This window comes from Streptococcus sp. IMAU 99161, assembly GCF_014435245.1.
Classification (GTDB): domain Bacteria; phylum Bacillota; class Bacilli; order Lactobacillales; family Streptococcaceae; genus Streptococcus; species Streptococcus lactarius.
The window spans coordinates 50,833-63,465 of sequence record NZ_JAAPAW010000011.1 but is presented as its reverse complement, the minus strand read 5'-3'; the positions used below and the strand labels follow the sequence as shown (position 1 = coordinate 63,465).

Sequence of the window (12,633 nt, the reverse complement as noted above, 5' to 3'; positions counted from 1 at the left end):
ACAGCCCTACTCAACTGTGCGGAGGTGGGACGACGAAATCGAATTCTAACGAATGACCGATTTCTGTCCCACTCTCACTTTTTTATTTGGGTTGATGTGCCACATAATGGGCGATGACATCTGATGTGTACTGGGCTGTTCCAGTTCCAAACTTGTCGATGTTTTCTTTAAATTCCGGATTATAGACATAGCCCTTGCCGATATGACCAAAGACCTCCATTGAGCAGTCAAATCCATACGTTCGAATAGCATCTAAAAGCTTGGCTGCTTGATCTTGGTTTTCATTTGCTGCTACTGGTAGACCAGCTTGAAGATTTTGTGCCAAGGTTTGAAAGACTTTATTAAAGGCTGCTGCAACCTCATCTTCACGCCCTTTTTGGCGTTCAAGCGCTTGGTCCATAACTTCTTGGCCATACTTGTCTACTGCCTCTTGATGGTATTTCTGATTGTCTTGATAGCTAAATCCAGTGAATTTTTCCTCAATCGTCATATTTCTTTCTCCTTTTTGTTCTTGGATAGTTTTTTGCAAGGTAGAAATCAAGGTATCCAGATGTTGCCTTTCTCGAGTCAGATAGTCCAACTGCCTGACCAAATGGGGCAATAAATCTGTCCTTTTTTCCTTTAACAGCTCTGCTATTTTTTCTAAAGAAAAGCCTAGATATTTATAATACAGAATGACCTGGAGTCGTTCCAAATCCTCTTGACTGTAAATTCGATAGCCATTTTCCGATTTTAAAGGGACCAAGAGTCCTATCTTATCATAGTGGTGTAGTGTTTTGACAGAAACACCTGAAAGCTGCGCAGCTTCTTTGATATGGTACATGATTTCCTCCTTGCATAGATAGTATAACCCCTCCCCTTAGGGCAGGGTCAAGGCTTTTTTAAAAAAAATTATATCAGATGAAAAAAGGCTTGAGTCGCTCCACAGCATTCACTCAAGGCCTTTCTTTTTATGGATGGCTAACAATCAATTCTAAACCTTGCCCTTCCAAAGTCCAAGCTTCAACATCGCTTGGCAAGATAAAATGGCTCCCTTTTTGGATTGGATAATCTTTTCCGTCTACAATGAGTTGACCTTGACCATCTAAGACGCTCAACAAGCTGTAGTCAGCTGTCTTTTCAAAGTCCACTTTTCCTGTGATTTCCCACTTGTAAACAGCGAAGAAATCATTGGACACCAGTAAAGTCGAACGGAGATCATCTGCTTTGACTGTCACAGGACGGCTATTTGCAGGCTCACCAATGTTCAAAACATCGATGGACTTTTCAAGGTGAAGCTCCCGCAAGTTACCATTATCATCCTTGCGGTCAAAGTCATAGACACGGTAGGTTGTATCGCTAGACTGTTGCGTTTCGAGGATCAAGATACCTGCACCGATCGCATGCATGGTCCCGCTTGGTACATAGAAGAAATCCCCAGCCTTGACAGGTACTTTGGTTAACAAGGTATCCCAGTTTTTATCTTCGATTTGCTGACGGAGTTCTTCTTTTGACTTGGCATTGTGACCATAGATAATCTCAGCACCTTCATCTGCCGCAATCACATACCAGCACTCTGTTTTTCCGAGTTCGCCTTCATGCTCTAGTCCATACGCATCATCTGGATGGACCTGGACACTGAGCCAGTCATTGGCATCCAAAATTTTTGTCAAAAGTGGGAATACAGGCTCTGGACGGTTGCCAAATACCTCACGGTGTTCCGCATACAAAGTAGCTAGGTCTGTTCCTTCAAATCGGCCATTGGCTACCTTAGATACCCCATTTGGGTGCGCGGAGATAGCCCAATATTCTCCAATTTTTTCATTTGGAATGTCGTAGCCAAACTCATCTCTTAGCTTAGCCCCACCCCAGATTTTTTCTTGCATCACGGACTGTAAAAATAATGGTTCTGACATAGTCTCCTCCTGTAATTTCCTGCTCCTATTATACAAAAAAATAAGCGTGATTAAAAGCCTCTCTCCGCTTTTTCACACTCGCCTAGATCCTCATTTTTGTGTATAATAGAAACGATGACACTGAAAGAACAAATTATTCAACTAGCCCATTCAATTGGGATTTCAAAAATTGGATTTACCACTGCTGACGACTTTGATTACTTGGAAAAATCACTACGCCTTGCCGTTGAGGAAGGGCGAAATTCTGGATTTGAGCATAAAAATATCGAAGAACGCATCAAACCCAAGTTAAGCCTCTCCTCTGCCAAGACCATTATCTCGATCGCTGTGGCCTATCCTCATAAACTAAAACAGCAGCCTCCAAAAACGGCCTATAAAAGAGGAAAATTCACTCCTAACAGCTGGGGGTTGGACTACCATTATGTCTTACAAGACAAGCTTGATCGCCTAGCAGCTGGAATCGAAGACTTAACCCAGAATTTTGAATACAAGGGGATGGTGGATACCGGAGCCTTGGTGGACACTGCGGTTGCCCAACGTGCAGGGATCGGCTTTATTGGAAAAAACGGCCTGGTTATTTCAAAGGAATATGGTTCCTATATGTTTTTAGGAGAACTGATTACCAATCTTGAGATTGAACCTGACCAGCCTGTCGACTATGGCTGTGGGGACTGTCGGCGTTGTTTAGACGCCTGTCCAACCTCTTGTTTAATTGGTGATGGTTCCATGAATGCAAAGCGCTGCCTATCCTTTCAAACCCAGGACAAGGGCATGATGGATCTGGAATTCCGTAAAAAAATTAAGACGGTGATCTACGGTTGCGATATCTGTCAGATCTGCTGCCCATACAATAAAGGACTTGACAATCCTCTAGCCTCCGAAATTGATCCCGAATTGGCCCATCCTGAATTGATCCCCTTTTTAGAGCTTTCAAATGGCCAGTTCAAAGAGAAATTTGGCAGTGTTGCCGGTAGTTGGCGAGGGAAAAATATTCTCCAGCGCAATGCCATCATCGCACTCGCCAACGCCCATGATCGCTCAGCCATTCCTAAGCTCTTGTCGATCATTGAGACCTCACAAAATCAGATCCATATTGCTACGGCCATCTGGTCTCTGGGGCAATTGGTGCGCGAAGCCACCCCAGAGCTGGTGCAACTCTTGCTAGACATTAAAAATCCCTCTCAAGACATTATCCACGAACGCACAGCCTTTTTTGAACGCTTTGGCATTCCAGACTAGGAACAAGGACAATGAAAAATCACTAAGGATTCGACCTTAGTGATTTTTCATTTCCTTCAAGAAATACCAACTTCCCATTTTCACATTGTTAAAATGAATGGTACTTTCGTAGACTTCCTTGTATCCATTTTTCGTGTAAAAATAGACATTGCCTTTGGTATTGGTATAGAAGGCTAACGTTTCTCCCTTGACACTTTTTAAGAAGGGTTCGATACCTTCGGCCATAAAGCGACTGCCATACCCTTGGCGTTGGTGTTTGGGCGCAACACCTAGAAGCATCAAATACCAATCAAAATCCGCATTTTTCTCCAATTCTTTATCCGTATTCTCCATGAAGGCAAAGTAGGCCAACATATTTTTTAAAGAAATATACTTGAGCAGGCCAAGGCCACCATTCAAGAGATAGGCCTGAAAAGGAATTGGACCCTTTTGCAACAAGGCGACCGCGTAGATTTCTCCATCTTTTTCAGCTACCAAGCAAATATGTTGCTTGAGAAAAACTTTGACCAAGATGCGCATCATACTCTTTACAAAATCAGGGTATTGATGTTGATCTCGCATGACATCCTTGATGACTTTTACAAATAGATATTCTTCAAAGGCTGTGCTCGCTACTTGAACAATCTCCTCTAAATCCTTTTTTTCTGCTTTTCTATACTGCATATTTTCTCCTATTCTATGTCATTCATTCAGTATACACGATGAAGCCCCTTTATTCAAAGGACAATTTGAACCATTTTGTTCATTTAAACCACTAAAAAGAGTCCTCCCCATAGGATACCAAGTCCCCACGCCACCAGAACATCCTTGGGATAATGAACCCCTCCAAGGACTCGAACAAAGGCTAACATAAGAGACAAAAACAGGGAACAAAGGCCTAAAGACAAAGATAATTGACAAAGGCACATGGAAATAATGGTTGCTGAAAAAACATGCCGACTGGGAAAGGAATGGCCCGATGAATGCTTCTCCAATAAGGGTTGAAACTCCCACTTCTCGTAGGGTCTTGGAAAGTTTATCCAATGGCGAACGAGACTAAACAAGACAAATCCTGTTGCAGGAATCCAAACAAAAGGCCACATTTTCTCCAAAGAAACTTGCTTGGCAAAAAGCCAACAAAAGACCAGGCCATAAACGCCTGGCATCACAAACGTAAGAAGTCGATTGAGTCTTCGAAGAAGCTGGATCCGATGCGGTTTTTTGATAAAAGGCTGGATGAGCCAGTTATAAAATTCAGGGTAATCGCGAGAATTTCGCTTCATCTTAAGACTCCTGCTTCCAATCTTTTTTTCATACTATTAGTATACGTGATTCCAAGAAAAGCTGTCAAGCAAGTGATATTTTTTCACAATCTTTGGGCGATTTCATTGCCAAATGAACTCCTATTTCCCCCTTTTTGTCATTTTTTTGACCCTAAGAACCGTCTTTTCCAACTCTTTTTTGGATACAAAAATAGGACCACAGTAGCAATTGCTAACCTTGATCCTATACTAACTTCAAAACACAGTAGCTGATTGGACTCTTCATTCGCTTTTTAAGCTTGGAAGAATCCTAATCAGCCTTGTGGGGGTAGGACAACGAAGCATTCCTATAAAACAGTGCTTCTATCCTACTCCCTATTTTCACTTGGCATTTCACGGGCTTTGTATCTTATTTTTACGCTACTTCTTCTGTGAATTGGCTATTGTAGAGATCAGCATAGAAGCCATTTTGGCGCATCAGTTCTTGGTGGTTACCTTGCTCGATAATATTTCCATCTTTCATCACGAGAATCAAATCCGCATTGCGGATAGTGGACAAGCGATGGGCAATGACAAAAGAGGTCCGGCCTTCCATAAGTTTGTCCATGGCTTTTTGAATCAACTCTTCTGTACGGGTATCGACAGATGAGGTTGCTTCATCCAAGATGAGAAGTGGAGCATCCTTCAAGAGGGCACGCGCAATGGTCAAGAGTTGCTTCTGACCGACAGACAAGGTGACCGAATCATCTAGCACGGTATCATAGCCATTCGGCAAGGTCCGGATAAAGTGATGGACCCCAACCGCTCGCGTTGCTGCTTCGACGGCTTCATCTGAAATATCGGTTTGATTGAAAACAAGATTCTCCCGAATAGTGCCTTCAAAGAGCCAGGTATCTTGTAAGACCATGGAGAAGGCATCATGAACTTCTTCGCGGCTCATGGCCTTGGTATCCACACCATCGATGGCAATTTTACCAGCTTGAATATCGTAAAAACGCATCAAGAGATTGACCATGGTGGTCTTCCCTGCGCCTGTCGGACCAACAATGGCCACTTTCTGTCCTGGTTTTGCTTCAGCGGTAAAGTCATGAATAATGGTCTTATCTGGTGAATAGCCAAAGCGCACATGCTCAAAGCTAACATGCCCTTTCGGTGTTCCCAACTGGCGCGTTTTTTGAGATTCGTCTTCCATTTCTTCTTCACCTAAGAATTCAAAGACCCGCCCGATGGCAGCACTGGCTGATTGCAATTGGGTAATTCCTTGGGCCATTTGACCAATTGGTTGGGTAAAGATACGGACATAGGTCATAAAGGCAACAATGGTCCCGATGGTGATGTCTCCGTTGATAGTAAGGACAGCCCCAACGATACAGACCATAACATAGCCGAAGTTCCCTACAAACTGCATCAAGGGCATCATGATCCCAGAGAAGAATTGGGATTTCCACATGCTATGGTACAACTCTTGGTTGATGGCATCAAATTGCTCTTTGGCTTGATGACGACCATTATAGGAAATGACGACATTGTGGCCACTATAGATTTCTTCTACATAGCCTGAAACTTTAGCAAGGTTGGCTTGTTGTTGCTTAAAGAGAGGCTGGCTCTTGACCATAATGATACTAGATAAGCCAAAACCTCCAAAAACAGAGAGGATGGCTGTCAGGGCAAGATGCCAATCCGTCTTAAACATCATAAAGATCGATCCAACCAATAAAACGATGGAAGAAACCATTTGCACCAAGCTTTGGTTAAAGGATTGGGTCATCAAATCCACGTCATTGGTCACACGAGACAAGGTATCTCCTTGTTCATGGCTATCAAAATATTGGAGGGGTACCCGATTGATCTTCTCAGCGATGGCATTGCGCAAGCGTTCTGCGAAACGCTGAATCATGGTGGAGATAATAAAACTACTGCTGTATGAGACCAAGGCCCCTACTCCATAAAGGACGGCTAAGGTTAGAGCAATCGAAGTGATCTTGTCAATATCAATGGCGCCTCCCATCCCTTTTGTGATGGCATCCGTGATTTCTTTTAATTTATCTGGTCCAATAACCGTGATTACACTCGATACGATCGAAAAGAGAATTGCAATTCCAAAAAATAGGTGGAAGCCCTTCAAATAAGGAGAAAGTCGGCTCCAAAGGGACGATGTTTGTTTTTTCTTATGCATGTTCCAACTCCTCCTTAGACAATTGAGAATAGGCAATTTCTTGGTAAACTTCATTGGTCTCAAGCAATTCCTTGTGGGTCCCTTGACCGACGACCTTCCCTTGATCCAAGACCAAGATCAAATCCGCATCCATAATAGTTGAAATCCGTTGGGCGACGATCAATTTTGTCGTATCTGCCAGCTCTTCTTTCAAAACTTGGCGAAGGGTACGATCCGTTTTATAATCCAGGGCCGAGAAGGAATCATCAAAGATAAGAATCTTGGGCTTACGTGCCAGAGCGCGTGCAATCGCCAAACGTTGCCGTTGACCTCCAGAGAAGTTGGTTCCTCCTTGCGCCACTTCTGTATCCAAGCCCTTTTCTTTTGCGGCAACAAACTCTTTGGCTTGAGCCAATTCAAGGGCTTTCCAGATAGCTTCATCCTCTAATTTTCCTTGACTACTTTCTCCAAATTCCATATTGGAGCGAATCGTACCGCTAAAGAGCACTGCTTTTTGTGGAATGTAGCCGACTTTATTGTTCAAATCTTGGTGGCTATAGGCCTTGACATTGAGGCCATCCACAAGGATCTTTCCTTCTGTCGCATCGTAAAAGCGCGGAATCAAGTTGACCAAAGTGGACTTCCCAGAACCGGTTGATCCGATGAAAGCGACGGTTTGTCCCTTCTGAGCCGAGAAGGTCACATGTTCAATCACTGCACGAGAAGTCCGTCCGTATCGGAAGGAAACATCTTGAAATTCTACTGTACCATGTTGGTCTGTTTTTGCTTTTGACTCACTTGGGAAGTCTACAGTGGGATCCAATGCCAGCACCTGGTTAATCCGTTTGGCAGATACCAAGGCGCGTGGAAGGATAATCAAGATGGCCACCATCATCATGAAGCCAATGACAACCTGCATAGCATAAGAGGAGAAGGTGATCATATCTGAGAAGACCTTGGTCCGATCCGCTAAAGCTGGACTAGTAAGGATCTTGGTAGGATCTTTTGGCATAGCGATATCATTGATCAAGTGGGCTCCGATCCAGTAGATAGCTAGGGTCAAGCCACTTGAAACCACTGTCATAACCGGGTTCATCAGGGACATTAAGCGATAAACAAAGAGATTGAGACGGGTTAATCCCTTGTTTTCAGCTTGGAATTTTTCATTTTGATAAGCTTCCGCATTGTATGCGCGAACCACCCGCACCCCTGTCAAACTTTCTCGAGTCGTCGCATTCAAAGCATCTGTCAAGCCTTGCACTTTTTGCTGACGAGGAAAGGCAATCAGAACTAGAACAGAAAGAAGAAGCAAGACCATCAAGACTGCGATCCCAACAGAAGTTGTCCAGGCACTGCTCTTGCCCCAAATCTTTGTGAGAGCCCAAACGGCCATAATGGGGCCACGCGTCACCACCTGCATCCCCATGACAATCATGATTTGTAACTGGGTCAAATCATTGGTCGTCCGTGTCAAGAGAGAAGGCACAGAGAATCTCTTGATCTCTGCATCAGAGTAATCCATCACTTGGTGGAAAATCTCTCCTCGCAGTCGTGTTGTGAAGCTGGCAGCGACTCGTGAAGCTAGAAAGCCCACAAAAACCGCCATCAAAAAACTTCCAAAGGAGAAGAGCAACATCTTACTCCCCGGCTCCATGATGTCAGAAACTTTTGTCCCCTTCTTTGCTAAGAGAGTCGTGATATCGGATAGGTATTCAGGGGTCTTTAAATCCATCCAAACAGCCAGACAGATAAAGACTGTACTAAGGGCAATCATGCCCCATTCTTTGGCCGTTAAGCGCCGAAATATATTGATCATTCCTTGCTCCTTTTTTTCATATTCTCATAAAATTGCTGCATGACTTTGAAAAAGATGGTCAATTCTTCTTCTGATACACCAGCCATCATATCTCGATCTACTTCTTCAAAGAATTGTTTCATGTCATTCAACTTATCTTTCACACTGTCTGTCAGGTAGACATACTTGGCCCGTTTATCGGTTGGACTCGGATCTAGATAAATAAAGCCATTTTTCTCCATCCGCTTGATCAAGTTACTGGTCACGGATTTTGAGATATGAAGTTCCTGCTCAACATCCCGAATCAAGGTCACTTTTCCCTCTTTCTCACGATGGGATAAAAAGATCAATACCTGACCTTGTGGTCCTGCAATAAATTCAAGGCCACGCTTTTTGGCCTCTCTTTCTACCATGAGATGAATGAGATGACCGATTTTTTTAAATTCTTGTAATGGTTTTTCCATCATTCCTCCAAATAGTTCTTAAGAGAACTTTAAAGTTACTATGGGAACTATTTTAGCACAAAAAAGATCCCTGTCAAGAAAAAAGTTTCTATAGGAACTAAAAAGAGAGTGGGACAGAAATCGGTCATTCGTTAGAATTCGATTTCGTCGTCCCACCTCCGCACAGTTGAGTAGGGCTGGAAAACCTGATGAAATCAGCGTAGTAGAGCCCACTCAACCACTGCGTCTTGCTCGACAATCCAACATCAAAAAGAGGCTAGGACTTTTGTCCCAGCCTCTGTCCACTTTTAGATAATAATACCTTCTAGATGATCCATTTCGTGCTGACAGATCTGGGCTGGAAAACCTGACAAATGAATCGTTTTTGCTTTCCAATTCACATCTCGATAGGCCACTGTCGTCTCCTCATAACGAGTTGTTGGCCGACTCCCCACTAGAGATAAACATCCTTCCTCTGTTTGATAAGGCTCTTTCTTTTCAAGGAGAACAGGATTAAACATGACCAGATTTTCATTTCCCATTCGAATGATAATGGCCCGCTTTTTCACTCCGATCATATTGGCCGCTAAACCGACACACTCAAGGAGATGAGCATTTAAGGTATCCTGCAAATCCAAAGCCAAGGTGCGATCCTCAGGTGTCGCTTCTTCTGACTTTTGACCCAAAAATAAGACATCCTTTACAATATTCTTTTTCATTCCTTCCCTCTCTTCTTTATAGATAGACGAAAGAAACCGAGACAAATCTGTCTCGGTCTCGCTCTTGTTTCTAGCCTCTAAGAGACAATTGCTACTTATTTTTTAAGCTGCTCGCTTACTTCTTTAGCAAGAACAAAATTCCCCAAGGTCGCAGACCCATTGCCAGCAACAGCTGGTGTCACAATGTATTCTTTTACATTCGGGACTGGAAGATAGCCATTTAAAAGAGTGGTAAATTTCGCACGAACACGGTCTAACATATGTTGTTGGGCCATCACACCACCCCCAAAAACGATCACATCTGGTCGGAAGGTAACAGTAGCTTGAACCGCTGCTTGCGCTATATAATAAGCCTGAATATCCCAGACATTGCTATTGAGTTCAATATTTTCCCCACGAATGCCTGTACGAGCTTCCAGACTAGGACCTGCCGCAAAGCCCTCCAAACAGCCATTATGGAAGGGGCAAACCCCCTTGAACCCTTTTTCTTGATCCATCGGGTGCTGAGCTACATAATAATGCCCCATCTCAGGATGTCCAGTACCACCAATGAATTCACCACGCTGAATCACACCTGCACCAATTCCTGTACCAATCGTGTAGTAGACAAGGTTTTCAACCCTTCCACCCGCATTGTTGCGCGCAACTACTTCTCCATATGCCGAACTATTCACATCCGTTGTGAAGTAAATAGGGACATTCAAAGCTCGACGAAGCGCACCTACAAGATCCACATTTGCCCAGTGAGGCTTCGGAGTCGTGGTAATGAACCCATACGTTTTCGAATTTGGATCGATATCAATCGGACCAAATGACCCAACAGCAAGACCTGCCAATTTTTCAAATTTCGAGAAAAATGCAATCGTCTTATCCAAGGTTTCGATAGGTGTTGTGGTAGGAAATTGCACTTTTTCAAGCACATTGTAGTTTTCATCACCAACTGCACAAACAAATTTTGTCCCACCAGCTTCCAAACTTCCGTATAATGTTGTCATCTTGTCTCCTTTCTGTTCTTTCCAGATTTATTGTGCTCATTATAACATACTTTTAGCAGTTTCTTCTCTTCTTTTTAAGAAAAACTTCCTGCTTAGACGGCTAAAATTCAAGGACTGGAGAAGATTGGACCAGTCCTTGAGTTATTCTAAATCCTATTAAGCTTTCACTTCGATAATCGCATCCCCTTTAGCAACAGTTCCAGTTGCTACTGGAGTTACCGATGCGAAGTCAGCAGTGTTGGTCACAATCACCATAGTAGTGTCTTGAAGACCTGCTGCTGCAATTTTTTCAGAATCAAATGTTCCAAGAACATCGCCAGCTTTGACTTTATCGCCTTGAGCAACTTTTTGGTCAAATCCTTCACCATTCATTGATACGGTATCAATTCCGACGTGGATCAAGATTTCAGCTCCATTGGCCGTCTTCAAGCCGTAGGCGTGACCAGTTGCAAAAGCAATCGTAACTTCCGCATCTGCCGGAGCATAAACGACTCCTTCAGAAGGTTTGATGGCAATTCCTTGCCCCATCGCTCCACTTGAAAAGACAGGATCATCTACTCTTGAAAGTTCCACAGCAGTCCCAACGATAGGAGAGATAATTGTTTCATCAGAAAGTGTTGTTTCTACATTTTCAGAAGTTGCTAGAACTTCTTTTGCTTCTGCTTCTTCAGAAGTTTCTGCTACTACAGTTCCTTCTGCTGCAAACACAGCTGCTGCTTTTGTTTTACCATAGAAGTAAGTCAATGCAAAGGCTACCGCAAAGGCAATCACTTCACACAAGAGATAGAATGGGATTGACGTTGCATTGATTGAAAGGAATCCAAGGAAACCTGCTGATCCGAGTGAAACAGCAACTACTTGGAGAAGACCCGCAAAGAGGGCCCCCACAGCTGAACCAATAAGGGCACAGAAGAATGGGAATTTGTATTTCAAGTTAACCCCAAAGAGGGCTGGCTCTGTAATACCAAGAAGGGCTGATACCCCTGCAGATGATGCAAGACCTTTTGTTTTTTCACTCTTCGTCAAGAACAAGATAGCAAATGTTGCAGCACCTTGCGCTACGTTAGCCATTGATGCTACGACAAAGATGAAATCGCCATGTCCACTACCATTTCGCCATGCTGAAAGCAATTGTGTTTCAATGGCTGGGAATGATTGGTGAAGGCCTGTCATAACGATCAATGAGTAGGTTCCACCAAAGACCGTCATACCGATAAAGCTTGTTGTATTATACAACCATACAATCGCATCAGTGATTCCGTTTGACACCAAAAGCATCACTGGCCCAACAACCGTAAAGGTAAGGAATCCAGTAATCATCACAGAAAGCAACGGAGTAAAGGTGAAGTCAACTGCTGATGGCAATTTCTTGTGGAAGAATTTTTCCAAATGTGCCAAAATCCAAATTGCCGCTAGGACAGGAATAACTTGGTAGGCGTAGTTTGTTTGCTTGACAGCTAAGCCAAAAATATCCCAAAATTTAGTGGCACCACCAAGATCTGGGGTCGTCATGATCATACCAATCGCAGCACCCAAGAAGATGTTAGCTCCAAAGCGCTTCGCTGCAGAAATACCAACCAAAATTGGCAAGAACATAAATGGCGCAGCTGACATCAATTGGATCATTGCTGAAAGACCCTTGATAGCTGGGTACATTTCTTCCAATGATTTTGGTCCAAACAAACCAGCTGAAGTCAAAAAGTTTCGAAGAGCCATCAAAAGACCGCCTGCAACCAAGGCAGGAATGATCGGAACGAAAATATCAGACAAGAGTTTGATCAAGGCCATCAATGGGTTGAATTTCTTATCTTTTGCGGCGATTTGTTTTAAATCATCCGTTGATACTTCTTTCAAACCAGTTGCTTTGATCAATTCTTCATAAACAAAGTTTACGTCACCAGGTCCGATGATGACTTGGTATTGACCATCTGATTTAAAAGTTCCTTTGACATCTGCATTGTTATCCAGTGCAGCTTGATCAATTTTGCTATCGTCTTTCAGTACCAAACGTAAACGAGTCGCACAGTGTGCTGCCGCAATGAGGTTATCTTTACCGACTGCTGCGATAACCTCTTTGGCTACTTTATTGTAATCCATAAAGTAAATCTCCTTATTTTTTGTAATGTAAACGGTTCAACCGTCTCTACGCTT

General features: G+C 43.3%; 11 protein-coding genes. 1 reads left to right on the top strand and 10 read right to left on the bottom strand.

The window, feature by feature from the left end; translation table 11 throughout:
* Positions 1-82 precede the first annotated feature (82 nt).
* Positions 83-823, bottom strand: a complete 741-nt coding sequence (locus tag HA044_RS05915) for a MerR family transcriptional regulator (protein ID WP_187540122.1) — start codon at positions 821-823, stop codon at positions 83-85.
* Positions 824-950: 127 nt separating this feature from the next.
* Positions 951-1,895, bottom strand: a complete 945-nt coding sequence (gene manA, locus HA044_RS05910; protein WP_187540119.1) for a mannose-6-phosphate isomerase, class I — start codon at positions 1,893-1,895, stop codon at positions 951-953.
* Positions 1,896-2,009: 114 nt separating this feature from the next.
* On the opposite strand from manA, the gene queG reads away from it, so the two are divergent.
* Positions 2,010-3,134, top strand: a complete 1,125-nt coding sequence (gene queG, locus HA044_RS05905) for a tRNA epoxyqueuosine(34) reductase QueG (protein ID WP_187540117.1) — start codon at positions 2,010-2,012, stop codon at positions 3,132-3,134.
* Between the two features lie 36 nt (positions 3,135-3,170).
* Here the strand turns inward: queG and HA044_RS05900 are convergent, their stop codons facing one another.
* From HA044_RS05900 to HA044_RS05865, 8 genes are all read right to left on the bottom strand, one after another.
* Entirely contained in the window at positions 3,171-3,797 is a 627-nt protein-coding gene (locus HA044_RS05900) for a GNAT family N-acetyltransferase (RefSeq protein WP_187540116.1), read from the bottom strand.
* 83 nt (positions 3,798-3,880) lie between these two features.
* Complete coding sequence (locus tag HA044_RS05895; protein WP_187540114.1) at positions 3,881-4,396, bottom strand: phosphatase PAP2 family protein; 516 nt, start codon at positions 4,394-4,396, stop codon at positions 3,881-3,883.
* Between the two features lie 394 nt (positions 4,397-4,790).
* Positions 4,791-6,551 carry an ABC transporter ATP-binding protein gene (locus HA044_RS05890; RefSeq protein WP_187540112.1) on the bottom strand — a complete coding sequence of 587 codons (1,761 nt, stop codon included), beginning with the start codon at positions 6,549-6,551 and terminating at the stop codon, positions 4,791-4,793.
* The gene (locus tag HA044_RS05885) at positions 6,544-8,346 is read right to left on the bottom strand and encodes an ABC transporter ATP-binding protein (RefSeq protein WP_187540109.1); all 1,803 of its coding nucleotides are present in this window, start codon (positions 8,344-8,346) and stop codon (positions 6,544-6,546) included. Before HA044_RS05885 ends, HA044_RS05890 begins: the two co-directional genes overlap by 8 nt.
* Positions 8,343-8,789, bottom strand: a complete 447-nt coding sequence (locus tag HA044_RS05880) for a MarR family winged helix-turn-helix transcriptional regulator (RefSeq protein WP_187540107.1) — start codon at positions 8,787-8,789, stop codon at positions 8,343-8,345. Before HA044_RS05880 ends, HA044_RS05885 begins: the two co-directional genes overlap by 4 nt.
* A gap of 287 nt (positions 8,790-9,076) precedes the next feature.
* A complete protein-coding gene (locus HA044_RS05875) occupies positions 9,077-9,487 on the bottom strand; it encodes a peptide deformylase (protein WP_187540105.1) in 411 nt (136 codons plus the stop codon).
* 95 nt (positions 9,488-9,582) lie between these two features.
* A complete protein-coding gene (scrK, locus tag HA044_RS05870) occupies positions 9,583-10,482 on the bottom strand; it encodes a fructokinase ScrK (protein WP_187540103.1) in 900 nt (299 codons plus the stop codon).
* Between the two features lie 156 nt (positions 10,483-10,638).
* Positions 10,639-12,579, bottom strand: coding sequence for a sucrose-specific PTS transporter subunit IIBC (locus HA044_RS05865; RefSeq protein ID WP_187540101.1), 1,941 nt, complete (start codon positions 12,577-12,579; stop codon positions 10,639-10,641).
* Positions 12,580-12,633 lie beyond the last annotated feature (54 nt).